This is a genomic window from Pacificoceanicola niger (assembly GCF_048553275.1).
In the GTDB taxonomy this organism is placed as follows: Bacteria; Pseudomonadota; Alphaproteobacteria; order Rhodobacterales; family Rhodobacteraceae; genus Pacificoceanicola.
In genome coordinates this window covers 35,921-59,562 of record NZ_JBLZMW010000001.1, presented here as the reverse complement: position 1 = coordinate 59,562, position 23,642 = coordinate 35,921, and the positions used below count along the sequence as shown (strand labels likewise).

The 23,642-nt window shown below is 63.8% G+C and carries 20 protein-coding genes; 3 read left to right on the top strand and 17 right to left on the bottom strand.

What is annotated here, in order from left to right:
• Positions 1–2 precede the first annotated feature (2 nt).
• Genes ACN2XU_RS00250 through ACN2XU_RS00240 form a run of 3 tightly spaced genes read right to left on the bottom strand, consistent with a single transcriptional unit; the run spans position 3 to position 3,038 of the window.
• On the bottom strand, positions 3–767 hold the full coding sequence (locus tag ACN2XU_RS00250) for an ABC transporter ATP-binding protein (protein ID WP_419408373.1): 765 nt from the start codon (positions 765–767) through the stop codon (positions 3–5).
• Positions 761–1,858, bottom strand: coding sequence for a FecCD family ABC transporter permease (locus ACN2XU_RS00245; RefSeq protein WP_419408372.1), 1,098 nt, complete (start codon positions 1,856–1,858; stop codon positions 761–763). The genes ACN2XU_RS00250 and ACN2XU_RS00245 overlap by 7 nt, the downstream gene beginning before the upstream one ends.
• Positions 1,859–1,904: 46 nt before the next feature.
• The gene (locus ACN2XU_RS00240; RefSeq protein ID WP_419408371.1) at positions 1,905–3,038 is read right to left on the bottom strand and encodes an ABC transporter substrate-binding protein; all 1,134 of its coding nucleotides are present in this window, start codon (positions 3,036–3,038) and stop codon (positions 1,905–1,907) included.
• 239 nt (positions 3,039–3,277) lie between these two features.
• On the opposite strand from ACN2XU_RS00240, the gene ACN2XU_RS00235 reads away from it, so the two are divergent.
• Positions 3,278–3,916, top strand: a complete 639-nt coding sequence (locus ACN2XU_RS00235) for a class I SAM-dependent methyltransferase (protein WP_419408370.1) — start codon at positions 3,278–3,280, stop codon at positions 3,914–3,916.
• A gap of 69 nt (positions 3,917–3,985) precedes the next feature.
• Here the strand turns inward: ACN2XU_RS00235 and uraH are convergent, their stop codons facing one another.
• Entirely contained in the window at positions 3,986–4,342 is a 357-nt protein-coding gene (gene uraH / locus ACN2XU_RS00230; protein WP_419408369.1) for a hydroxyisourate hydrolase, read from the bottom strand.
• Between the two features lie 148 nt (positions 4,343–4,490).
• On the opposite strand from uraH, the gene puuE reads away from it, so the two are divergent.
• Together puuE and ACN2XU_RS00220 are read left to right on the top strand one after the other, a co-directional pair.
• Positions 4,491–5,903: an allantoinase PuuE gene (puuE, locus tag ACN2XU_RS00225; RefSeq protein ID WP_419408368.1), complete on the top strand. Its 1,413-nt coding sequence runs from the start codon at positions 4,491–4,493 to the stop codon at positions 5,901–5,903.
• Positions 5,900–6,388, top strand: coding sequence for an ureidoglycolate lyase (locus ACN2XU_RS00220; RefSeq protein WP_419408367.1), 489 nt, complete (start codon positions 5,900–5,902; stop codon positions 6,386–6,388). The genes puuE and ACN2XU_RS00220 overlap by 4 nt, the downstream gene beginning before the upstream one ends.
• A 24-nt stretch (positions 6,389–6,412) precedes the next feature.
• Here the strand turns inward: ACN2XU_RS00220 and ACN2XU_RS00215 are convergent, their stop codons facing one another.
• The 13 genes from ACN2XU_RS00215 to ACN2XU_RS00155 form a co-directional block, all read right to left on the bottom strand.
• Positions 6,413–7,567 carry a DSD1 family PLP-dependent enzyme gene (locus tag ACN2XU_RS00215; RefSeq protein WP_419408366.1) on the bottom strand — a complete coding sequence of 385 codons (1,155 nt, stop codon included), beginning with the start codon at positions 7,565–7,567 and terminating at the stop codon, positions 6,413–6,415.
• A gap of 36 nt (positions 7,568–7,603) precedes the next feature.
• Positions 7,604–8,434 (bottom strand): bifunctional allantoicase/(S)-ureidoglycine aminohydrolase, encoded by an 831-nt coding sequence (locus tag ACN2XU_RS00210; RefSeq protein WP_419408365.1) that lies wholly within the window; start codon positions 8,432–8,434, stop codon positions 7,604–7,606.
• Between the two features lie 82 nt (positions 8,435–8,516).
• Entirely contained in the window at positions 8,517–10,676 is a 2,160-nt protein-coding gene (locus tag ACN2XU_RS00205; protein ID WP_419408364.1) for a malate synthase G, read from the bottom strand.
• 306 nt (positions 10,677–10,982) lie between these two features.
• Positions 10,983–11,567, bottom strand: coding sequence for a YybH family protein (locus tag ACN2XU_RS00200; RefSeq protein ID WP_419408363.1), 585 nt, complete (start codon positions 11,565–11,567; stop codon positions 10,983–10,985).
• Between the two features lie 182 nt (positions 11,568–11,749).
• Positions 11,750–13,084 carry a M16 family metallopeptidase gene (locus ACN2XU_RS00195; protein ID WP_419408362.1) on the bottom strand — a complete coding sequence of 445 codons (1,335 nt, stop codon included), beginning with the start codon at positions 13,082–13,084 and terminating at the stop codon, positions 11,750–11,752.
• Entirely contained in the window at positions 13,081–14,448 is a 1,368-nt protein-coding gene (locus ACN2XU_RS00190) for a M16 family metallopeptidase (protein WP_419408361.1), read from the bottom strand. The genes ACN2XU_RS00195 and ACN2XU_RS00190 overlap by 4 nt, the downstream gene beginning before the upstream one ends.
• A 2-nt stretch (positions 14,449–14,450) precedes the next feature.
• Positions 14,451–15,083 (bottom strand): glutathione S-transferase family protein, encoded by a 633-nt coding sequence (locus tag ACN2XU_RS00185; protein ID WP_419408360.1) that lies wholly within the window; start codon positions 15,081–15,083, stop codon positions 14,451–14,453.
• 37 nt (positions 15,084–15,120) lie between these two features.
• Complete coding sequence (locus tag ACN2XU_RS00180; protein WP_419408359.1) at positions 15,121–16,974, bottom strand: di-heme oxidoredictase family protein; 1,854 nt, start codon at positions 16,972–16,974, stop codon at positions 15,121–15,123.
• Positions 16,971–18,857, bottom strand: a complete 1,887-nt coding sequence (locus tag ACN2XU_RS00175) for a di-heme oxidoredictase family protein (RefSeq protein WP_419408358.1) — start codon at positions 18,855–18,857, stop codon at positions 16,971–16,973. Before ACN2XU_RS00175 ends, ACN2XU_RS00180 begins: the two co-directional genes overlap by 4 nt.
• On the bottom strand, positions 18,850–19,695 hold the full coding sequence (locus ACN2XU_RS00170; RefSeq protein ID WP_419408357.1) for an outer membrane lipoprotein-sorting protein: 846 nt from the start codon (positions 19,693–19,695) through the stop codon (positions 18,850–18,852). The genes ACN2XU_RS00175 and ACN2XU_RS00170 overlap by 8 nt, the downstream gene beginning before the upstream one ends.
• A complete protein-coding gene (locus tag ACN2XU_RS00165) occupies positions 19,692–22,007 on the bottom strand; it encodes an efflux RND transporter permease subunit (protein WP_419408356.1) in 2,316 nt (771 codons plus the stop codon). The genes ACN2XU_RS00170 and ACN2XU_RS00165 overlap by 4 nt, the downstream gene beginning before the upstream one ends.
• Positions 22,008–22,071: 64 nt before the next feature.
• Positions 22,072–22,965: a DUF6073 family protein gene (locus ACN2XU_RS00160; RefSeq protein WP_419408355.1), complete on the bottom strand. Its 894-nt coding sequence runs from the start codon at positions 22,963–22,965 to the stop codon at positions 22,072–22,074.
• Between the two features lie 58 nt (positions 22,966–23,023).
• Positions 23,024–23,575 (bottom strand): YybH family protein, encoded by a 552-nt coding sequence (locus ACN2XU_RS00155; RefSeq protein WP_419408354.1) that lies wholly within the window; start codon positions 23,573–23,575, stop codon positions 23,024–23,026.
• Positions 23,576–23,642 lie beyond the last annotated feature (67 nt).

Below are 23,642 nucleotides of genomic sequence, written 5' to 3'. Positions count from 1 at the left end.
CGCTATTGCGCCCCGACGTGGGACGGGCCGTCGACAATCATCACCGGACATCCGCGCGAACAATGCTCGACCCGGCTGTCGATGCCATAAAGCTGGCTGATCATCTTCGGTGTCAGCACCTCCAGCGTCGGACCCGTTGCAAGGATGCGGCCCTCTGCCAATGCCATCACCATCGTACAGGCGCGCATCACTTGGTTGAGGTCGTGCAGGGCAAGGATCACAACCGCGCCGGTCTCCTGTGCATAGTGCCGCAACGCTTCGAGCACTTCGTATTGTCGGTAAAGATCCAGCGCCGAGGTCGGTTCGTCCATCAACACCACCTTGGGTCGGGTAACCAGCGTCTGCGCGATTGACACCGCTTGCCGCTGCCCGCCCGACAGTTCCGGCAACTGCCGCTCCGCCAGATGCGCAACGCCGAACCGATGCAGCACGTCATCCACCGCAGCCAGTTCCGCAGCGGACAACCGCCAGCCGCCCCTGCCCTGTTTCAACGCGAGAATGATGGTTTCGTAGACGGTGAGCGCCGCGCTCATGGCGGTGTCTTGCGGCATGTAGCGCAGATCGTCAGGCCCGGCGCCGGTCAGGTGCACCGCACCGCTGCCGCGCAACTGACCGGCCATGCGCCGGAACAGTGTCGATTTGCCCGCCGCGTTGGCCCCGACCAGCGCGGTCAGCACACCGCCGGTGATGGCCGGTGTCGAGGCATTTGTCAGGATCTCGCGACGACCGTAGCGGGCGCCGACCTTGTCAAGGGCGAGGCTTACCATGACTTACGTCCTTTCGTCAGGATCAATGCGGCAAAGAACGGCACGCCGACCAGCGCCGTGATGATGCCGATGGGCAGGACCGCGCCGGGCAGGATTGCCTTGGACAGGACCGAGGTCGCCGACAGGATCACCGCCCCCGACAGCATGGCGCCGGGCAGAAAAAACCGCTGGTCCTCGCCCAGCAAAAGGCGCGCCACATGCGGGCCGACGATGCCGATAAAGCCGATGGTTCCGACAAAACTGACCGGCACGGCGGCCAGCAAAGACACAAGGAACAGCGCTTCGAGCCGCAGGCGTTTGACGGGGATGCCCATCGCGGCGGCGCGGGTTTCGCCCAATCGGATCGCGGTCAGAGCCCAGGCCCGGCGCGCAAAGAGCGGCGTGCAGACGGCGAGGATCGCGGCGGTGACGGCGACCTTGGCCCAGGTCGCCTTGGTCAGGCTGCCCATGGTCCAGAAGACCACCGCCGACAGTGCCTGCTCGGAGGCGAAATACTGCAACAGCGCCAAGGCTGCGTTGAAGCTGAAGACCAATGCGATGCCGAGCAGGACGATGGTTTCCACGGTTACGCCGCGCAGAGTCGACAGGCCAAAGATCAGCAACGACGCCGCCATTGCCATGACAAAGGCGTTGATCGGGACCATAAGCGCAATAGCCGCGGGGAACACCGCCACGCCCAGCACCATCGCCAGCGCCGCACCGAAACTGGCCGCCGCCGACAGGCCGAGCGTAAAGGGGCTGGCCAACGGGTTGGCCAGGATTGTCTGCATCTGCGCCCCTGCGAGTGACAGGCTGGCGCCGACGGTGATCGCCAGAAGCGCCATGGGCATCCGGATATCCCAGATGACCACGCGCATCTGAAGATCGCTCGTTCCCGGCGACACGATCGTGCGCAGCACATCCATCAAGGGATAGCGCGCCGGGCCAAGCGAGACATCGACTGCCAGTGACAATACCAGAAGCGCGGTCAGCCCGGCCAGAATGGCGATCCGCCGGGCCACCTGCCCGCGATACGTACCGGCATGGGACGGTTTTTCGGGCGGGGCTTGGGTTTGCACAGACGACGGGGCCTCGGTTGAAAATGTGGACATGGGGACTCCGAATGGTCGGGGGCGACCCGAAAGCCGCCCCGTCAGATCAATTGGCGGGCGCGTTCAACGACACCCAATAACCGGGGTGATAATCCACCGGCAGGAAACGGTCGTGGAGTTCAACCAGCGTTGCCTCCGCGTCCAGATCGGGGAACAGCTCGGGGTGCAGCCAGGTCGCCAGGCGCTGTACCGCAACAAAGCTATAGGGGTTGTTGTAGAACTGGTGCCAGATCGCGTGGACCTGTCCGTTTTCGACGGCCTTCACGCCGGTAAATCCGGGACGCTCCATCAGCGCCTCCAGTTTGGTACGCGCCTCTGCCTCGTCTGACCCCGGGCCCACGCCGATCCATGCGCCGCCGGGAACATAGGCTTCCCAGTTGCCACCCGTCACAACGATCTGATCGGGGTCAGAGGCGATGACCTGCTCGGCATTGATGGTCCCGAAGGTGCCGGGGATGAACGGCTTTGCCATGTTCTCGCCCCCCGCCAGTTCGACAAAGGTGCCGAAATTGCCGTGGCCGAAGGACATGCAGCAATCCTCCGAATAGCCGCCTGCCCGCTCGACAAAGACCAGCGGACGGTCAAGGTCGGGCTGAGCTGCGATCACGTCGGTGACGCGAGCGATCTGTTCCTCGTAAAAGGCGTTGAATTCCGCTGCGCGCTCATCCTTTCCAAACAGCTGGCCGATGATCTGCATTGATTGCGCGGTATGCTCGAACGGCTTTTCGCGAAAATCGACATAGACGATCGGGATGCCCACCTTGGCCAGCTTTTCTTCGTAGCCAGCCTCATCCGTCGCCGCCTTGGCCTCCAGATTCAGGATCATCACATCAGGGTCCAGCGAAACCGCCTGCTCAATGTCGAACGTGCCGTCCTTGAAGCCGCCAAACGTCGGAATATCAGCCAGATGCGGGAATTTCTCGGCATACAACGCGTAGCTTTCCGGAGCCGCCTGAAGCAGGTCGTCGCGCCAGCCGACAACGCGCTCGAACGGATCATCGCCGTCCAGAACGGCGGCAAAGAAGATCTGCCGCCCCTCGCCGAGGATCACGCGCTCCGCCGGTGCATCGAGCGTCACTTCGCGGCCTGCGATATCGGTCAGGGTGATGGGATCTGCCAGCGCGAACGTCGCGGGCAGGAGCGTCAACGCGGTCGCGCCGAGCATCAGTCGAAGGGTCATGGTTGCTTCCTCAAGTCATGGACTGACCCCGGCATAAATTTTCCCGATTGTTTTAGTCAAGATATAAGTTGACAAAATTAGTCAAATACTGAAAACCGCCAGGAAACAAGACGAGACCCGAAATGAGCCCCCTGCGACAGACAAACCGGACCATCCGGGACGAGATCCGAGACTATTGGTCCGACCGCGCTGCGACATTCGACGACGACCCGGGCCACAAAATCGGCGATGGCACCGAGATGGCCGCGTGGGAGGCGCTCTTCAGCAAGCATCTTGGCGCCGCGCGGGGGCGCGCACTGTTGGACCTCGCCTCGGGGACCGGAGAAATCTCCCGTCTTTGCAAGCGAATGGGCTTTGACGTGACCGGGCTGGACTGGGCCGAACCGATGCTTGAGCGCGCGCGGGCCAAATTGCCTGACGTGCGCTTTTTGCAAGCCGACGCCGAAAATACGATGTTGCCGGCGGGATGCATGGACGTGATCGTCACGCGGCACCTCGTCTGGACCTTGGTCGACCCCGCAGCAGCCTTCGCGGAATGGCACCGGGTGCTGGCGCCGGGCGGGATGTTGTTTCTCGTGGATGGCGATTTCGTCACCAAGAGCTGGCTGGCGCGTCTATTGGGCCCGCGCCACAGCAGCAACCACGGCGCGGCATCGACGCATCACCGGATTCTTCGCCAGGTCTATTTTTCGCAGGGCGCACGGCCTGACCAGATCACCGACCTTCTGGCTCAAACCGGTTTCGAAAAGATAGGCATTGACCGGGGCCTGGGGCGCATCCACCGGGCCCAGGCCGCGCAGCTCGGCTGGCGGAAATCGCTGCTCCGTCGCTTTGAGCATCGCTATGCGATTCACGCGGTGAAATCCGCTGCGCAGTGAGTTCTAGATGCGCGCGCATCGGCGCTCCGGCACCGCAGCCCGGATGGGTCCGGCGCGCACCAGGACGCCTCAACTCCCGCGATACGTGCTCATACCGTAAGGCGAAAGCAGAAGTGGGACGTGGTAATGCGCCTCCGGGTCGGACATGCCGAAGCGGATCGGCACCTGGTCGAGGAACAGGATCTCGCCCGCCACCTGTCCGCTCGCGCGCAGGTAATCCCCGGCGAAGAACACCAATTCGTACGTCCCGGTCTTGAACTGATCGACCGGCAGGATCGGCGCATCCGTGCGTCCGTCAGAGTTGGTCACCGTCTCTGCCAGTTTTTTGTGCGAATTGCCCGAGACACGGTAGAGCGCGATGCGGATGCCTTCCGCCGGGCACCCTTTCGCCGTATCGAGAACATGGGTCGTCAGGTATCCGGACATGGCTGTCTCCACTGGGTTTCTTCGGGTCTTGGTAGCCCGGCCCCTCACGGGAACAAAGCCACATCGGCAATAGGCTGCTTCTTGTTATTCTTGAAAATGCTCTGGTACGGTCCGGGATATCAAGCGGCGGAACCAGAGGGCAAGTGACTTGAACAGATATCCCAGAGACATGGCCGGGTACGGCCCCAATATCCCCGCAGCAAACTGGCCGGACGGCGCGAAGATCGCCGTCCAGATCGTCCTGAACTACGAGGAGGGCGGAGAAAACAACATCCTGCACGGCGATGCCGCCTCCGAAGGGTTCCTGTCCGAGATCACCGGCGCCGCGCCGTGGCCCGGTCAGCGGCACTGGAACATGGAAACGATCTATGAATACGGCAGCCGCGCCGGGTTCTGGCGGGTGCATTCCCTTCTGAAGGACACGCCGATCACCGTCTACGGTGTCGCCACCGCGTTGGCCCGCGCGCCGCAGCAACTCAAGGCGATGAAGGATGCGGGCTGGGAAATCGCATCTCACGGGCTGAAATGGATCGAGCACAAGGACATGCCGCCCGAAGAAGAGCGCGAACAGATCCGCGAGGCGATCCGCCTGCACACCGAGGTTGTCGGCGCGCCGCCGCGCGGCTGGTACACCGGGCGGTGTTCGATGAACACCATCGCCCTCGCCGCCGAGGAGGGCGATTTTGCCTATATCGCGGACAGCTATTCCGACGATCTGCCCTACTGGATGAAGGCAGCCGGCAAGGATCAACTGATCGTACCCTACACCATGGATTGCAATGACATGCGCTTTGCCATTCAGGCGGGCTATACCAGCGGCGATGATTTCGAGACGATGGTCAGGGACGCCTTTGACATGCTCTATGCCGAAGGTCAGGCCGGGGCACCGAAAATGATGTCGATCGGGCTGCACTGCCGCCTGATCGGCCGCCCGAGCCGCGCAGCAGCCTTGAAGCGCGTCATGGACTATATGCAGGGCCACGAAGGCGTCTGGTTCGCCACCCGCGAGCAGATCGCTGATCACTGGACCGCAGAGCATCCCCCGTCCAATGCCCAGCGCCCCTCGCAGATGGATCGGGACACGTTCGTGGATACCTTCGGCGGCATCTTCGAGCACAGCCCATGGATTGCCGAAGGCGCCCATGCGCTTGAGCTTGGCACCTATTCCGACAGTGCCGCCGGGGTCCACAATGCCCTCGCCCGTGTGTTCCGCTCCGCGACAGATGCGCAGAAACTCGGCGTTCTGACCGCCCACCCGGACCTTGCCGGGAAACTCGCCGCCGCCGGACGCCTGACCGCCGAGAGCAGCGCCGAACAGGCGGGGGCCGGGCTCGATATGCTGACCGACGAAGAGCGAACGACCTTCACCGACCTCAATGACCGTTACACCGGGAAGTTCGGTTTTCCGTTCATCATTGCCGTGAAGGATAACACCAAGTCCAGCATTCTGGACGCCTTCCGCCGCCGCATCGACCATGACCGCGACACGGAATTCCGCGAAGCCTGCAAACAAGTCGAGCGCATTGCCGAGTTGCGGCTGATCGAGAAGCTTGGCGCATGACCGGGACGATCCGCATCCAACCGCTCACCGCCGAGGCCTTCGCGCCCTACGGCGAGGTCCTCGACACCTCCGGCGCGCCCGACAAGCTGATCAATCAGGGCCTGTGCGGGCGCTACCACGACCGCGCGACGCTCGATTTCACCGATGCGGGCAAAGCGGGTATCAGCCTGTTCAAGGCGGAACTGCGCAGCCTGCCTTACAGTCTGGAGCTGATGGAGCGGCATCCGCTCGGCAGTCAGGCCTTCCTGCCGATGTCCATGGATGGCTTTCTTGTTATCGTTGCGCCCGATGAGAGCGGCAAACCCGGTGTGCCGCTGGCCTTTCGCACCGCGCCGGGACAGGGGATCAACTTCCACAGGGGAACATGGCACGGGGTTCTGACGCCGCTGTCCGGATCGGGACTGTTTTGCGTGGTCGACCGCATTGGAGAGGGGGCCAACCTGGAGGAACACTGGTTCGAGACGCCCTTCGTCATCGACGGCTGACACCCCTGCATACGGTTGCGGGGTTTAGAAGCCCCGCCCGCGCGCCGACACCGGCCAAAGCGCCTCGACCACGCCCTGCCGCACTCCGACGTACCAATCGTGCAGGTTGGCCGTGGGATCGCAATGCCCGGGAACGAGGCGTAGCCGCGCATTGATCGCAAGGCTGTTTTCCGGATCGATCACCGTGCCGTGCTCATCCGAACAGGCAACATACGCCAGATCCGGACGCCCCCAGACAAGCGGCAGGCCGCTGTCGGTGGCATGGGCTTTCAGTCCGGCATCCACGATGGCCTGCCCCGGGTCCACATGACTCATCACCGAGGTCAGGACAAAGAACGCGTTTTCCCACGCACCCGCGTCGAGCCGCGCGCCATCACCGTCCAGCACCCGCCCATAATCCGCATCCATGAAAGCGTAGGATCCGCACTGCAATTCGGTGTAGACCCCCGATTGCGTTTCCAGCGGATAGGTTCCGGTGCCGCCCCCCGTCACCAAGGGACAGTCGATTCCTGCCGCTGTCAGCGCAGCAATCGTGTCCCGCGCCCGTCCCGCCGCAAAGTCGATTTTTTCCCGGCGCTCCGCCTCAGTCTGCAAATGCTGAGCCGAGCCTTGATAGGCCTGAATGCCGCCGAACCGCAGCCCGGGCGCCGCGCGCACCGCCCGCGCGATTTCCACCGCCACCTCTGGCGTGGTTACGCCGCACCGCCGGGCTCCGCATTCGATCTCGACCAGCACGTCAAGCTCCGTGCCATGGCGCACAGCCGCCTCGGACAGCTCCGCCACATTGGCCAGATCATCGACACAGACACTGAGCGCCGCGCCCAACAGCGGCAAACGCGCCAGCCTGTCAATCTTGAGCGGATCGCGCACCTGATTGGACAGCAGAATGTCCGCAATGCCGCCGCGGGCGAAAACCTCCGCCTCCGAGACCTTCTGACAGCACACGCCATAGGCGCCGCCCAGGGCGATCTGCAACTTCGCAATATCAACCGAACGATGCATCTTGCCATGCACGCGGTGCCGCATCCCATGCGTCTTGGCATAGGCGCCCATCTTGCGAATGTTGCGTTCGAGCGCGTCGAGATCCAGCAGCAAACAAGGCGTCTGGATCTCGGCTTCCGTCATGCCGGGCTTTGCCGGAATATCAAAGCCGACCTCGTAGTGATCAAAGGCACGCATGAAGGCAGTCTCCGCAAGGTTGGGTCGAACCCGACCCTAGCGCCCGCGCGGACGCAGCGCCATGTGCCGATTGACGTCCTTGTAGAGCAGGTAGCGGAAATTACCCGGCCCCCCGGCATAGCACGCCTGCGGACAGAAAGCGCGCAACCACATGAAATCCCCGGCTTCCACCTCGACCCAATCGTTGTTGAGCCGATACGCGCCCTTGCCTTCGATCACGTAAAGGCCGTGCTCCATCACATGGGTTTCCAGAAACGGAATGACCGCCCCTGGCTCAAGCGTGACAATGGTCACATGCATATCATGGCGCAGATCGGCGGGATCCACGAAGCGCGTCGTTGCCCATTTACCCTCTGTTCCGGGCATCGGCGTCGGCGCGATATCCTGCTCGTTCAGGATCAGCACCTCCGGCGCATCCAGCCCCGGTGCGGGCTCGTAGGCCTTGCGAATCCAGTGAAAGCAGACCGGCGCATCGCTGCGATTGTGCAGGGTCCAGTCCGAAGCGGGCGGCAGGTAGGCGTATCCACCGGGGCGCAGCACGTACGTCTCGCCCCCTACGCTCAGCGTCGCCTCCCCCTCGACGACGAACAACACGCCCTCGGCCTCCGGATCGCTCTCCGGCGCGTCGGAACCGCCGCCGGGCTGCACCTCCATGATGTACTGCGAGAACGTCTCGGCAAAGCCGCTCATGGGCCGTGCGATCACCCAAAGGCGAGTGCCGTCCCAGCCGGGCAGAAAGCTGGTGGTGATATCGCGCATGGTCCCCTTCGGGATCACCGCATAGGCTTCCGTAAAGATGGCCCGGTCGGTCAAAAGCTGATCCTGACCGGGAAGCCCGCCGTGCGGGGCATAGTATTTTGCAGCCATGACAAACCCTTCAATTCCCCCGGCGTCGCGCCGGACCCAGATGCCGTGACCGGCCCGCACCACCCGGCGCGGGCCGACCGGTTTACTGCGCTTTCAACTCAAGCCGCCGACGGTGCAAAACCGGCTCGGTATAGCCGGAAGGCTGCTCGCGCCCCTCGAAGACCAGATCGCAGGCGGCCTTGTAGGCGATGCCATCGAACGACGGCGCCATCGGCACATAGGCCGGATCGCCCGCATTCTGCCGATCGACGATTTCCGCCATCTGCTGCATGATCTCGCTGACCTCCTGCCGCGAGACCACATCATGGTGCAGCCAGTTGGCGATATGCTGCGCCGAAATCCGGCAGGTCGCGCGGTCCTCCATCAGGCCCACATCGTTGATGTCAGGCACCTTTGAACAACCGACACCCTGATCAATCCAGCGCACCACATAGCCCAGGATGCCCTGCGCGTTGTTCTCCACCTCGCGGCGGATCTGTGCCTTGGTCCACTTGCGATAGGACGCCAGCGGAATATCCAGCAGCGCCTCGACATAGGCGCGGCGGCCACCCTTGGCCAGCGACGCCTGAACCGCCAGAACATCGACCTTGTGATAATGCGTCGCGTGTAGCGTGGCCGCGGTCGGCGACGGCACCCAGGCACAGGTCGCCCCGGCGCGCGGGTGTTCGATCTTCTGCTCCAGCATGGCGGCCATGCTGTCGGGCTGTGCCCACATGCCCTTGCCGATCTGCGCCTTGCCCGACAGACCACATTCGAGGCCGATATCGACGTTCTGGTTCTCGTAGGCGGTGATCCACCCCTTGCGCTTGATGAAGTCCTTGCGGCTAAACGGCCCGGCCTCCATCGAGGTATGGATCTCGTCACCGGTCCGGTCGAGGAAGCCGGTGTTGATAAAGCAGACCCGGTGCTTTGCAGCGCGGATGCACTCCTTGAGGTTCGCGGAGGTCCGGCGTTCTTCGTCCATGATGCCAAGCTTCACGGTGTACTGCGGCAGGCCCAGCACCTTTTCGACATGAGTAAAGATCGCATCGGAGAAGGCAACTTCCTCCGGCCCGTGCATCTTGGGCTTCACCACATAGACCGATCCTTCGACGGAGTTGCGCAGCCCGCCGGTCTTTTTCAGGTCGTGCATGGCGATCAGGACCGTGAACATGGCGTCCATCAGCCCTTCGAAGATCTCTTCGCCATCGCGGGTCAGGATTGCCGGGTTGGTCATCAGATGGCCAACGTTCCGCACCAGAAGCAGCGCCCGCCCTTTCAGGCTCATCTCCGAGCCGTCAGGCGCGATAAAGCTGCGGTCGTCGCTGAGCTTGCGCGTCATCGGTTTGCCGCCCTTCTCGAAGGTTTCTTCGAGATCGCCCTTCATCAGGCCAAGCCAGTTGCGATAGGCGTGCGTCTTGTCTCCGGCGTCCACACAGGCCACGGAATCCTCACAATCAATGATCGCCGAGATCGCCGACTCCAGCCGCACATCCGCCAGGCCAGATGGCGTCGTCTTGCCGATGGGATGGTCCTTGTCGAACACCAGTTCCACATGCAGCCCGTTGTTGCGCAGCAGCACGGACTCCGGCGCCTCTGCCGCGCCTGTGTAGCCCGCAAACGCCTCCCGCGCTTTCAGTACCGAGCCGTCCGCCTGCAATGCCCCATCCACAACCGAATAGCTTGCGGCCTTGGCATGGCTTGTCGCCGTCAGCGGGAAAATCTCATCGAGGAAGACAGCCGCCCGCGCCACGACCCGCGCGCCCCGGCCATCGTCAAACCCGCCGGAGGGCACCGGGCCCATGGCGTCCGTGCCGTATAGCCCGTCATACAGGCTGCCCCAGCGGGCATTCGCCGCGTTCAGAACAAAGCGCGCATTGGTCACAGGCACCACAAGCTGCGGCCCCGGAACGGAGGCGATTTCAGGATCGACATTGGCGGTCTCGATGCGGAAATCGCCACCCTCCGGCACGATATAACCGATCTCTTCGAGGAAGGCCTTGTAGGCGTCACGGTCATGCGCCGCGCCCCGGTGTTCAACGTGCCATGCGTCGATCTGCGCCTGAATCGCCTCGCGCTTGTCGAGCAGCGCGCGGTTCTTCGGCCCGAATTCATGCGCCAGCGTCGACAACCCGGCCCAAAAGGCATCGGTCGACACTCCGGTGCCGGGCAGGACCTCGTCTTCCACGAAACGCACAAGCTCATTGGCGACCTGAAGACCGTCCCGGTCCTGACGATCCGTCTCATTGGAATGCTCTGGCACGCTTTTCTCCTTGTCAAAGTGGTATGGCAATCCGGCGATGGCCGAAATTGGAGAACCAACCGGCGGCCAACCGATGTCGAATGACTGCATAGCAGACCAAATTCCGCCTGTGCAGGCGGTAATTGCCCGCGAATAACAGGATAATGCACATGCACTTCAAGGAAACCCAAGACAATCGGCCCGCGATTGCACCACGCGCCACCGCGCAGCACAACAAACAGCCGGGGCACAGATCCTGCGCCCCGGCTGCAATCCCCTCAGGGAGATATCCGGCACCCGACAGACAGGCCGGAGCGTGTCGAAACCTCAGTTCAGGGCTTCGAACGAATAGTGTTCATGGGATATCCGCCAATCCCCGCCACCGGCATCATGCATGACAAGCGACCAGCGCCACGTCGAGCCGATCTTTTCGTCCGTGACAGTGACCGCCTTGTTGATCCCGGTCAGCGTGGCAACCGCAACATCGCCAAGGTACTGCACCTGCATGTCCGATGGCTGAATATCGAGCCGGGCGAGCGTTTCGATGCACTGGTTCTGCGCCTTCACGAAATTCTCCGATCCGCGTGCCTTTTGTGCAAGCGACGCACCGTAGAACATGGCTCGGTCGTCGTTCCGGTAGATCTCACTCATGCGTTTGAAGTCTTTGGTCTCAAGCGCATCGATCAGGGACATGACCACCTTGGTCACGCCATCGACCGCCTCACCGCCGCGATCCTTCGACATCATCCGCTCTTCCTGCCAATTCTGCACCTTGATGTCGACGGTTTCGCCAATCTCGACCGCCTGCGCGGCTCCGGTGGCCAGCAGGCCAAGAAAACCGGCGGCAACAAGCGCGACAAGCGTTTTGCCTGCCGCGAAATGGATTGTTCTGAAAAAATATGTGTGTGTCATGTCTTCCTCCTGAAAAGGGCACCCTGCCTGCGCGGCGATCTGCAAGCCCATGCACTTGAGACGGTCCGAGCCAATGAAACGGGCAGCATCGGGCAAGAGACCTGCGCCGTGACGGGCAGTCTACGCCGCCCGGAAAAATGCGGCTTCTTCAAAATTGCGGGCAGGACGACGCGATCAAAGGGTCAGTTCGATACCTCCCCCGGACCGACCAGCAACACCGTCGGCGTCATCGCGGCCAGGCGCGCGGCCCCGGCCTGGACGTCCGGCGCGCGCACCGCATCAAAACGCGCCCCACGCGTCTTGAGGTACTCCGGCGACAGGCCATCCAACTGCAGCGACAGCATGGTTGCGGTCGCAGCTTGCGAGCCGGAGAAGTTCCGGACGAAATACGCGCCGCGAAGATAAGAAATCGCACCGGACAACTCATCCGGCGTCGGCCCCTCATCGGCCAGCCGCTGCACCGTGCCCTGGATCACCCCAAGCACCTGAGAAACCTGATCCGCGCGGGTCTGCGTCGAGATTACCAACTGCGGTGTGATCGTGTCCGGATCCAGCCCCGAATTGACGCCATACACCAGACCGCGCGCCGTGCGCAGCGCATCGAACAGGCGTGACGACAGCGGCGCACCGCCGAGAATATGGTTCAGAACCGCGGCTTCCGGATACCCTTCCTCGGCAAGGCCAGGCGCGGGATAGGTCATCTGGATAAGGGTCGATGGCCGGGCCGATGGGATTTGCACGGTATCGCCGAATTCTGGCACGGGCGCTGCCACAGGCGAGCGCGCTGCGCGCTCGGGCAACGCCCCGAACAAAAGGTCCAGCCAAGCTGCCAGCTCCTTCTGCGAGACGGCCCCCATGACGGCCACATGCAGGCCGTCGCGGACAAACTGCGTTTGATGCCAGCGGCGCAAGTCTTCTGCCGTCACCCCCGCGACCTCCGCCGGATCACCCTTGCGGTTGCGGGCAAACAGATGATCGCCATAGATCGCCCGGTTCTGCGCGCGGCTCGCCCGTGCCTCGGGGTTGCGGCTTTGCGCGGCGAGACTGTTCAGGATCTGCCCGCGAATCCGCTCGACCGCCGACGCGTCAAATCGCGGTTCATTGATCGCCAGCCGCAAAAGCGCCAGCGCCGGTTCGGCGTCGTCGCGCAACACCCTCAAGCTGCCGCCAAAATGATCCTCGCGCACAAAAAAGGACATCTCGGCGCCCGCAGCATCCACGGCACTGAGAAACGCCGCCGACTCCATCTCGCCCGCGCCTTCGTCCATCAGCCCGGACATGAGGTAGGCGATGCCCGATTGCCCGACCGGGTCCGCCCGGCTGCCGCCGTCGAAGGCGAAGCGCAGGGTAACGATGGGCCGGCTGTAGTCCTCGATGAGCCACGCGGACAGGCCACTGTCCGTTTCGACACCCTGCACGGTCATCTCCGCCCGCGCGTTGCTGGCCACGCCCAACACCAACGCAATTGCCATCAGCCCGAGGCGCAGCAAACCGTACTCCAACACGCGCGGGATCATTGTCCGACCTCCTCAGCAGAGCGCAAATATCCCGATACGGCGCGGTCCGCCCGAAGCCACATCTTTGCCACGCGGCGGATGTCCTCGGGCGTTACTGCGGCAAGCCGGTCCGCCTCGGTGCCAAACCAATCGAGATCGCTGCCGGTCGAAAGCACCATGCCGATCTGCCGTGCCATCATCATGGGATCGTCATTGGCAAAAAATTCTGCCCGCAAGACGCGCCGCCGCGCCGCCGCCAATGCGTCAGCCGGAACCCCGACGGCCGCGATCTGCGCGATGGCCGCGTCGAACGCCGCTTCGAGCGTCAGCAAGTCTTCGGCCGCCAGGGGCGTCCCGTACAGGGAGAAGTACCCATAATCGAGCCCGTGCCCGTCGTATCGCGCGCTGACGCTCTTGGCGCGACCGGTGCCAAGCACTTCAGATTGGTAAAGGCGGCCATGCGGGCCACCCCCGAGCAGCTCCGCAAGCAAACTCAGCGCCTCGGCATCCCCGGACGACGCCGTCGCAACGCTTGGCACGACCCAGGATTTCCTGAATGTCTCGGCCCGGATACGTGCATCGCTGAGGGATACTGTCCGCCGGGTATCGACCACGGGCTCGCGCAGCCGGTGCCGCAGAACAGGCTGCGCGCCGCGCGGCACACGCCCATAGGTCGCGCGGGCCATCGCCAGTACATCGTCAAAGCGCACATCCCCCACGACGATGACCACGGCATTGTCCGGCCTGTAGAAGCGTCGATAAAACCCCGCCGCATCCGCGCGCGTCAGCCCTTCGATCTCGTGCATCCAGCCAATTACCGGATTGCGGTAGGGGTGTCGCAGGAAGAGGGCGGCATCCATTTCCTCGACCATCCGCGAGGCAGGATCGTTGTCGATCCGCACGCGGCGCTCTTCCTTGATCACAGCGTGTTCGATCGCGACCGCCTCTTCGGTCAGATCCAGATGCACCATCCGGTCCGCTTCGAACCGCATCATGTCGGGCAGCGCGTCCGCCGGGATCTGCTGAAAATAGACGGAATAATCGAAGGAAGTAAACGCGTTCTGCAGTCCGCCAACCCGGTTGACCGCACGGACGAAATCGCCTTTCGGGCGCTCGGCGGTGCCGGTGAACATCAGGTGCTCAAGAAAATGCGCCAGTCCGGATTTGCCAACCGGATCATCCGCGCTGCCCGCCTGATACCAGACCATATGCGTCACGATCGGCGCGCGGCCATCCGGCAGAACCACCAGCCGCAGACCATTGTCGAGAACCGTCTCCCGAAGGCCGGGCGCTGCCATGCCGCCGGTCTGCGCGCGCGCCACGCTCGCCACGCAAACCAGCGACAGCGCCACGACAAGAACCAGATGCAACCGCAGCCCCCGCATGATCAGGCCTCCACAGGCATTGTATTGACCCTGTCATAACCCGGAAGCGATGCCATCTGCCGGGACCATGCCACGAGGTTGCCCCGCTCGGGCAGGAGCGCCTCTCCTTCGGGCGTGTTCTCAAGATAGGCCATGATCGGCGCGAGGAAAAAATCGGCCAGAGACAGGCCGTCCCCGGCAAGAAAGGGCGTGTCGGCGAGAGCCGCATCCAGAATGCCGAGATGCGCGGCGATGGTCGGCGTTGCCGCCTTGATCACCGCCTCGTCGGTCTGCATCCCGCGCATCGGCTTGACGAAGCGCTCGGCAATGCAGCCGCCGACAAACGAGGCGTAGACATAATCGTTGATTGCGCTGATCCACTGCATCATCCGCGCCCGGCCCGCCGCATCGCCGGGCTGCAAGGCCGGCCCCTCGAAGGCCTCGTCCACGTAGGTCGCGATGGCAAGCGTCTCATAGAGCACCAGGTCGCCATGGCGCAGCGCGGGAATCCGGCCAAAGGGGTGGATCTCCCGATAGCCTCCGGTGCGAAAATCCGGAAACTCGACCGAATGGCGCACCCCCTTTGCATCAAGCACCATGGCGGCGGTGCGCACATATGTGCTGGGCGGCAATCCGAAAAGCGTGACATCGTTCATTGGTATCGTCCTCTTCGCTGTCTTTTGTCTCTTATTGTTACTGCATGGCGTTGGTCATCTTCGGACAGGCGCCCGTCCCGGACCCCGCCTGAAGGATGTCGGGCATCTGATCGCCGTCCACATCGACAAGCGCCGGCAATGCCAGCCCATAGGCCGCTTCGACGTTCAGCATGGCGAGGGAAAACCGGTCATGTCCCGCATCCCACCCGGCATAGACCGGGGTCTGCGCAAACAGCAGTTCGGGCCGGAAGCGTTCGGGCCCGAGCTCTCGCCCCGAACGGGTCACCATTGCCTGCACGGCACCATCTCCGTCCAGATCCACCTGCACCTGATCGGGCTGATAGAGGACAAGCGACGACAGGAACGCCAGAATATCGGCGCGCCCCGCATCATCGAGCGCCGCATAGCCCTGCGCGGCGGCCTCTGCCTCTCCACCATGGCGCCGGATGACATGGTCCAGCGTCGGGCTGCGCCCGTCGTGCCCGTAGGGCGCCGAAGAGCCGACACCCCAGAGCGGCGGGGTGCGGAACCGGCGCAAGGCAAAGGCGCGATCCGCGCGGCGGCCATAGTAATACTCGGCAAACCGCTCGCCCATTTCGTGATGGCGAAAATCGCTGTAGATGCCCTGCACCCGCGTCGGGCCGAAACGCCGCTGCCAAACCCCTTCCCCGTCCCGGTCCGCCAGCATCGCCAGGTCCCCTCGCGCGATTCCTTCCGCATCCACGACAACCGCGAGATCAAAGAACCGGCGGTCGCCGCTGTGTCCCATAAGCGGATCACGCCCCTTGATCTGCCAATCCGCGACATGGCACTCCGCGCAGCCGGTTTCGGCAAAGAGCGCCGCGCCCCGGGTGCTCTGCGGGGTAGCCTCTGCACGCCCCGGACGCGGCGCATTCAGAAGATACCACTCCAGAAGATCAATCTCGCCGGCGCTGATCGAGTCTTTCCTTGCCTCACAGTCGTCCGGATCAAGCGCCGCGAAATCCGGCGCAGGCAGGATCAACTGTGCCGCGCCCGCGTTGGACACCGGTCCCCAGCCATCGCCCGCCACCCGGTCGCCGTGGCGCCCTTCGTCCGCCTCGCCCTGCCGCGCTTCGATCCGAAACCCCATGACAGAGCGCATGACCCCTTCGGAAAAGCGGCGCAGCGTCGGAAACTGGTGGTCGCTGATCGACGCGGCAAAAATCCCGGCCGACAGATCATATCCGGCCACCCCGGACGCCCCGAGCCGGGCAGGACCGCCATCCCAGGCGCTCTTGATCACGCGACCCTGCGCATCGACGAAGTTCACCGTCAGCATCATGTTCAGATCCGGCCCGCCGTCGCCGTCCAGATCATCGAGGTATCCATACGACAGGATCTGCCCCGGCACAGGCTCAACCAGCGCCTCCTGCCCCTCGGTCTCGGCGGGCACATCCAGGAAGCCGTTGCCGTTGGTATCGTACCGCGCATAGAGATCCTGCCGGATTTGCAAGCCGATCATCTCGATCAGTCCGACACCAAACAGGTGCGGAATGTTGCGGCCATGGCCCACCGGGGCCGCCGCGTTGCCGCCAAAACCGCCGCTGCGGTACGGCATGTTGTGGCACATAGCACAGGAATTGGCATTGGCTTCGGCATAGCCGTCGGCGGCAAGCGCGAACACACCGTCCTCGATGCGCCATTCCCGCTGGAACAGCGAATTTCCCCGCTTGTAGGCCAGCCACGGGTCCGTCGTCTGAAGGTCCATCGACGTGCCCGCCAGCCCCGGCGCATCATCATGGACGACCCGCACACGCGGCTCCCGAATGGCCATGCCGAGCGGATCATCGGGACGTTCGATGGCCTGCGCCATCGCGGCACCGGTGCCGCTCAGCACGATCATGACTGCCAGTGTCATACCCACCTTCATTGGCCCGCTCCTGTCAGGATTTCGCCATCGGCCAGAATGTCCGGCACCCCGTCCCCATCCGTATCGCGGCGATACGGCAACGTCAGGCCATAAAGCGCGTCCGCGTTCTCCAGGATCGTCAAGGGGACGCTGCGCCCCTCATGATCCGAAACGCGCGCAATTTCCCGGAATTGCGGCGGTGTGCGCATGAGGAAGCGCGGATCGAAACGCTCGTATCCCATGCCCTGCCCGTTCACCACGAAATCACCGGCGATGATCCCGTCCCCGTCAAGATCGGTCGGCAGCTCGTCGCTGACATAAAGGACAAGCGAACGCAGGAAATCGACCACGGCCGCCCGCTCTTCGCTGGCAAGCGCAAGATAGCCGTCCCGAGCGCCCTGCGCCGCGCCGCCATGCGCGGCAATCGCCGCGTGCAAGGTCATGTATTGGCCCGAATGTCCGAACGGCGCCGTCGATCCAACACCCCACAGCGGCGCGGTCCGGTGCGTTCTTTGCACAGTTCCGTCATATCGCACCTCTTCGAACCCCGGCCCGAGATCCCAGTGTTTGAAATCGGAATAGACCCCCGCGACCGAAACCGCGCCGCGCCGCGCAGCGCCAGAGCCTACGGTCAGATCAATCAGACGACCCTCCGGCCCGGCGGAACCCGACCGCAGGGCCAGATCGAACACCCGGCGATCGCCGCCCGTCCCCTTCACCGGATCGCCCGCCGGAAGCAGCCAGTTCTGAACATGACAGGTGCCACAACCGACCTGGGAGAAGAGCGCCTTGCCGCGCTCGTAATCCGGCAGGGGATCGACGGCCGGAGGCGGCACATGAAGCATGTAGAACTCGGCGGCATCCGCATCGCCCTCGGACAGCTCCGCCCGCGCCCCATCGCCATCAGGATCGTCGAGCGACAGACCGCGCGCATCATGGGCCGTCCCGCGATCCACCACGTCACCGAAATCGACCTGCATCGCCCCAGACAGCGATCGCCCGGCGAGCCGCTGGCCGAACGGCGCAATCAGCGACGCATCCTGCGCCTCCATGCCCATGTGCAAATCCGAAGCCGCAACAAAGAACTGCCGGACGCTGGACGCCTCCGCGCCCTGCGCCATGCGCCGCCCGTCTTCAAGCCGCCGGTCCCCGCGCCCCCAGCCGAATGGCTGCATGACAAATCCGAACCCGGCGACCGCAGGATCATCGAGCCCCATGGCCTCATTCAGCACCCGCCCCGTGGCGTCCACATACCAGACGCGAAAAACACTGTTGAGCTGCGGCACGCCAAAGGCATCGGGCGCAAGATCCCCATAGGAGACCTCCGGGCCACCCGGCACAGGCGCCACCAATGCCGGTGCAGGGGCCGCCACCTCTGCGCGGTCGATCCAGCCGTTTTCGTTGAGGTCATAGCGCGCCATCAGGCTGCGCCGGACCTCTTCGCCAATCATCTCGATCAGACCGGCGCCAAAGAAATGCGGCGTGTTGCGCCCCATGCCGCCGGTCGAGGCAATCGTCTGCCCGGCCCCCGGCTCCGGATGGGGCATCGAATGGCAACCGCCGCAGCTGTTGGCGTGATCACGAGCAAAGCGCGGCACACCGGATTGCCCAACGCCGCCCGCATAAAGCGGGATCGACGCATCACCGGTCTGGCCGAAAGCGCCATGCTCAAAACCGTATTGCCGCCGGATCAGATCCCGCCCGAGCGTGTAAAGAAGGAAGGGGTCCTCGGCCATCAGATGGGCGGTTGTCCCGGCCTTGCCAGCATCTCTCGAATGAACCAGATGCACCAAAGGATAGGGCAGCGCGAGACCGTAGAGATCGTCGCGGCTCTCGGCAACCTGCGCAGCGACAGGCATCCCCAACAGACCGCCCGCAAGGCATGCGATCAACATCTTATTCATCGGCCTGTCCTCCATCATGCAACGTCGCCGCCCCGGTCTCGCGCAGCGCGGTTCCCAAAATGGGCAGCGACGCGGGCAGGAAGGCCTCGGCGCCGTACCCTTTGGCGGCAAATTCGACATCGCGGAGCGTGATCCGGGACCAACGGTCCGCGCCAACCCGCATGGTCATGCGCGTTGCGATCCAATGCCCGTCGATCCGGGCGATATCGTCCACGCGCATCTTCTTCATCGCGGTCTCGCCCGTGGCATCCTCGGTGAAGTAATCGGCTCCCATGAGAAAGAGCGGCGCATCACCGATGTAGAAGCGCGCGTGATCCCACAGCACCGTGGCGGCGGTCTGCGTATCGGGCCGGGCCTCGATCACGGTGACCGCACCCCCTCCGATGGTGTCACGGCCCACCACCGCGTAAGTCATGCCCTGCTCTGGCAGAAGCCAGCGGATGTCACGGTAGGCGAAATCCGACCCGAGCAACCCCTCGTCCAGCTGCGCGGGCTCCAAGGCGATCACCTGCTTCAGGCCCACGGGCAAATGCAGGAAAACGTCGAGCACGTCCGTGCGGTCCCGCGGTTCTTTCAGAAGGTAATTCGTGCCGCGCAGGCCTTCCGGCGTGCGCAGCAGGAACAGGGTGCTGACTATGCCAGGTGCGGCCGCCCAGGCGTTCACCACGCCGAAATGCCGGGTCACCGTATCGCCGGACAGCAAGTCCAGATCGACACTTTGCCATCCCTGCGCCGCAATGGGCCGGGCGTTGTACCGCCTGACCAGATCGAGCGCGGTCTCGGCACTGGACAGGGTTGCCATCGTCATGGCCAGAAGGATGGCCGCCAGTCGCTTCATGCTCTGCGCTCCGTTTTTTGCATCCGTGACAATGTCGGGATCAGGGACAGAGACAGCGCGGCCGAGAGCACAAGGCTCGCGCAGATCAGCAAACCAAGGTCGAGATTGGGCGGCACCGACGACAGGATCAGCACCGACAGCCCGCCAAAGGCCGCAAGCGCCGCCGAGATCGTGGCCGGAGCGGTCAGGGCCAGCGCCGCATCCATCGCCGCCCGCCGGTCAAGCCCCGCGTTTTGTGCGTTGCGGCAGGCCACAAGCAAATGGATGGAGTAATCGACACTGGCCCCGATCGCGATGGCGGCGAACATCGCCGTCGCAATGCCGAGGCTCTTGCCCGCCATGGCCAACAGCGCCAGCAACAAAAGGATCGTGCTCAGCGTTGGCAGAAACACGAGAAACGCCGCCCGCAGGCTGCGAAACAGCAGCGCCGCGAGACCGAAGGTCAGCAACAACGCCCCGGCCAGTGTCTTTGGAAAGCCGTCCACCACGAGGTCGATGGCACGGTAGCCATCCCATGCCTCACCGAAGGGGACCAACGTCAGCCCGAGATCCGAGGCGTTTACCGCCGCAACGGCCCCGTTCAGAACGCTGCCAACCGAATGGTAATCCGCCGCGCGCAAATACAGTGTGACAAGCCCCTGACTGCCATCGGCGGTGGTCCGGGGCGCCAGCGGATAGCGGCGGAATGTCCGCACGATCATATCCCCTTGCAGCAGCTCGCCTGGCGCGGTGCCCTCGACCCGGCGCAGGTGATCGAAGGCATGAAACGCCTCGCCGCGCAGCGCCGCGTTGAGCCGCATGATATCATCATGCACCGGCACCAGAGCCCCGACACCCGGCGCGGATGCCAGGCGACGTTCTGCTTCGAACACCCGGCGCGCAACGGTGCCGTCCAGCAGGGACCCGCCCTGCCGATCGGCGAGAAGCAAGTGCAACTGCGTGGTTCCTGCGACGTGGCGCGACAGGCTTTCGTCGGCGACAACCACAGCGCTGCCAGCAGGCAGATTGGCCAGCCAGCTGTCGTTGATGCGCAGCTTTGGCACGGCAAGAAGTCCGATCACGGCGATCAGCCCCATGACGCCAAGTACCAAACCACGCCGCTCGGTTCTGCGCAGCCACAGACCGCGCATCAGGCCGCGCACCCGCTCCCGCCTGACTTGCGCTGTCTGCGCAGTGGCGCGGCTCGCCAGCGCGAGACAGGCAGGCAGAAAACTGACGGTCAGTAGAAAGGAAATCAGGATACCGATGGCCCCGGCCAGCGCGAAATCCGCATAGGCGGTCAGCCGCGTCAACATCAGCGCCAGAAGCCCGCCGCTGGTGGTCAGCGCCGAGAAGGTGACGGCGGGCATGGCATGGACCAAGGCACGGCCAATGCACTCCTGCCACGCCGCGGCCGGCTGTTCCCCGAGTTGCGCCAGACTCTGGTCGATCACGTAGATATCGTCCGAGACCGCGATCACCAGGATAACCACCGGCAGGATCAGCGTCGGGACATAGACGGCGATGCCAAGGCCCGCCATGGCCCCCGCAGTGAGCAAGATCGTCAGCGCCAGCTTCAGCAAGATCGCCAGCACCGGCAGCGCATGGCGATAAAGCGCGAACAACAAAAGTCCGAGGATCAGCCCCATGGCAGGCAAGAACGCCGCGAGATCGCGAACCAACGCCCGGCCCAGCTCAGCCTGTGCGAGGCTGGCCCCGGTCAGGATCAGCTCCGCCCCTGCGGCGTGGACGGACATGGTGGTCCCGACCGCCGCGATGACCGCCTCAGGATCGGCGTCTTCTGACATCTGCAGTTCGATCATCGTCGCGCCGTGATCGCGAGAGACCAAAAGGCCGTTGTCCTTTCCCGCCGCAACGATGTCACGGCGCAGCGTTTCGGCCAGCGTCCGATCTGGCGCCCGCTCGGCCAGCTTTGGCACAACATGCAACAGACCCTCGTCGATGGAGACCTGCGGCACCGTCGCAAGGCTGCGCACATGGGCCACGCCGGGGATCTGCTGCAACGCCCCGGACAGATCACGCACCAGGGCCAATGGTCCGGGCGCAAACACATCGCCGCCACGCGCAAGGACACCGATGGTTAGCGTATCGGAAATGCCAAAGACCGCCTCGGCCTCGCGGCTGGCGGCTTGTGTTTGTTCTTCGGGGACAAGCTCACGGGCATTGAGCCGCCATTCCAGATCCGGCAGGGAGACCGCCGACAGCACCGCCGCCGCCATCAGCACCGCGAACAGGACAAACCGCAGGCGCACAGGCACCGCGAGGGCCGTCCGCATGCGCGCCTGAGAATACTGTGCGTCGATGTTTGCCATCATACCCCGCTTCGCGATCAAGCGGCGCCGGATGCTCCCGGCGCCGCCTTTGTCATGAAAACAATCAGTTCGACGCGACGAAGACGTCGAAACGGCCATCAAGCAGCTGACCATCCAGCGGCATGTGATGGACGATCTCGCGGAAGGTCACAGCGGCGGATTGCAGCGTGCCAACGGCGCGGCCGTCCGCAACCAGCGGGCGCGGCGCGAGGCTGGTCGAGGCGACATAGCCAACCGGCGGGATGGTCTCGACATAGGAGTACATCAGGACCGGACGCTCCGAGACCATCTCAAGATCGAGATCGGTCATGCTGACCTTGACCGCCAGTGGCGCATAGCAGCACCCGCCCTGCGTCGTGCGCTCGCCACTGGTCGAATCCGGGATCGGAGCGCATTCGCCCGGCGGACGGGTCAGATCGTCGATGTCATCCTCGCTGAGACCAACCTGCTGCAGGAACGTCGACGGCACGGCGCTGTCGGGCCACATGCCGACACGGCCGATGGATGTGGCATCCGGGTTCAGCGTCACCTGAATCGGACCGAACAGTGCACTGTCGGCACGCAGGTCGAGACCGACAAACTCGGTGCCGACCTGGAAATTCTCCCAGCGCACCGCCTCGCCTTCGATGATCGACACGGGATCACCGTGCAGAACCGCGATCCAGCCAGCGAGCTCGACCGTCTCGGTCCCGATCCCTTCGATGGTGTAGGTCTCGGTCACTTTGGCGCGCAGCACATCCACACCGGCCTCGGGCAGTGTAAAGCTCTGGATCGGCAGAGCGGGCAGCGCTTCGATATTCATATTGGGGATCTCGGCAAGCAGGTCCTGAATGGCCGCTTGCGCCGCTTCGTCATAGACCGGACCGGGGCCCTCGGCGCCGGCCTGGCTGGCCAGAGCCAGCGAAAGCCCGGCCCCGACAAGCGCGGCACAGGGAAGCTTCATGTCCTTGAAGATCATGTCATCGTTCCTTTTTTGGGGTTTGGGAGTGATGGTGAAGAGGGAGTGAAACCACGGCTCATTCCTCCCGGTGGGAAAAATGTTCGTGGGCAATGCGCCATTCGGAGTCACCGCTTCTCCGAAAGACCAGCGACCAACGCCAGCTGGACTTGGCAATCCTGTCTTCGGCCAGTTTCATGTGGTTCTGACCGGTGAGCGTGGTGATCACCACGTCATCGAGAAACTGCATCTGCATGTCATAGGGCAGCACCTCCACGGCCCCGACCGCTGTCAGACACTGGATCTGCGTGCGCAGGAACCGCTCCGTGCCCCGCGTCTTCCAGTTCTCGCCGCCGGAGAAAAAGACCGCATCGGCATTCGGCACGTAAAGCGCCTTGAGCGTGTCGTAATCCTTGCGCGCCATGGCATCCATGAGCCGCGCGACCAGCGCCGCGATATCCCTGATCGCCACTTCGGATGGATCGGCATCCGCGCCCAGAACCAAATTCTGGTTGACCGGCACGTCGATCGTATCCCCATAGAGCAGCGCCGTGGCCGAGGCCGGAGCGGCACAGGCTGCAAAGACCGTGAAAGCGGCCGCAATAGCTTTGGTCCGGGTCTGGGATCGCATGGTGATGTCCTTGCCAAGCAATACGGGCAGAGCAGCAGGCACACCCCTCCCGCAGGCGCAAAACGCC

What these genes read in the sequence shown, in the direction of transcription:
- ACN2XU_RS00250 (WP_419408373.1), bottom strand. Translation starts at nt 767, where the DNA reads ATGGTAAGCCTCGCCCTTGACAAGGTCGGCGCCCGCTACGGTCGTCGC.
- ACN2XU_RS00245 (WP_419408372.1), bottom strand. Translation starts at nt 1,858, where the DNA reads ATGTCCACATTTTCAACCGAGGCCCCGTCGTCTGTGCAAACCCAAGCC.
- ACN2XU_RS00240 (WP_419408371.1), bottom strand. Translation starts at nt 3,038, where the DNA reads ATGACCCTTCGACTGATGCTCGGCGCGACCGCGTTGACGCTCCTGCCC.
- ACN2XU_RS00235 (WP_419408370.1), top strand. Translation starts at nt 3,278, where the DNA reads ATGGCCGCGTGGGAGGCGCTCTTCAGCAAGCATCTTGGCGCCGCGCGG.
- uraH (WP_419408369.1), bottom strand. Translation starts at nt 4,342, where the DNA reads ATGTCCGGATACCTGACGACCCATGTTCTCGATACGGCGAAAGGGTGC.
- ACN2XU_RS00220 (WP_419408367.1), top strand. Translation starts at nt 5,900, where the DNA reads ATGACCGGGACGATCCGCATCCAACCGCTCACCGCCGAGGCCTTCGCG.
- ACN2XU_RS00215 (WP_419408366.1), bottom strand. Translation starts at nt 7,567, where the DNA reads ATGCGTGCCTTTGATCACTACGAGGTCGGCTTTGATATTCCGGCAAAG.
- ACN2XU_RS00210 (WP_419408365.1), bottom strand. Translation starts at nt 8,434, where the DNA reads ATGGCTGCAAAATACTATGCCCCGCACGGCGGGCTTCCCGGTCAGGAT.
- ACN2XU_RS00200 (WP_419408363.1), bottom strand. Translation starts at nt 11,567, where the DNA reads ATGACACACACATATTTTTTCAGAACAATCCATTTCGCGGCAGGCAAA.
- ACN2XU_RS00195 (WP_419408362.1), bottom strand. Translation starts at nt 13,084, where the DNA reads ATGATCCCGCGCGTGTTGGAGTACGGTTTGCTGCGCCTCGGGCTGATG.
- ACN2XU_RS00190 (WP_419408361.1), bottom strand. Translation starts at nt 14,448, where the DNA reads ATGCGGGGGCTGCGGTTGCATCTGGTTCTTGTCGTGGCGCTGTCGCTG.
- ACN2XU_RS00185 (WP_419408360.1), bottom strand. Translation starts at nt 15,083, where the DNA reads ATGAACGATGTCACGCTTTTCGGATTGCCGCCCAGCACATATGTGCGC.
- ACN2XU_RS00180 (WP_419408359.1), bottom strand. Translation starts at nt 16,974, where the DNA reads ATGAAGGTGGGTATGACACTGGCAGTCATGATCGTGCTGAGCGGCACC.
- ACN2XU_RS00175 (WP_419408358.1), bottom strand. Translation starts at nt 18,857, where the DNA reads ATGAATAAGATGTTGATCGCATGCCTTGCGGGCGGTCTGTTGGGGATG.
- ACN2XU_RS00170 (WP_419408357.1), bottom strand. Translation starts at nt 19,695, where the DNA reads ATGAAGCGACTGGCGGCCATCCTTCTGGCCATGACGATGGCAACCCTG.
- ACN2XU_RS00165 (WP_419408356.1), bottom strand. Translation starts at nt 22,007, where the DNA reads ATGGCAAACATCGACGCACAGTATTCTCAGGCGCGCATGCGGACGGCC.
- ACN2XU_RS00160 (WP_419408355.1), bottom strand. Translation starts at nt 22,965, where the DNA reads ATGATCTTCAAGGACATGAAGCTTCCCTGTGCCGCGCTTGTCGGGGCC.
- ACN2XU_RS00155 (WP_419408354.1), bottom strand. Translation starts at nt 23,575, where the DNA reads ATGCGATCCCAGACCCGGACCAAAGCTATTGCGGCCGCTTTCACGGTC.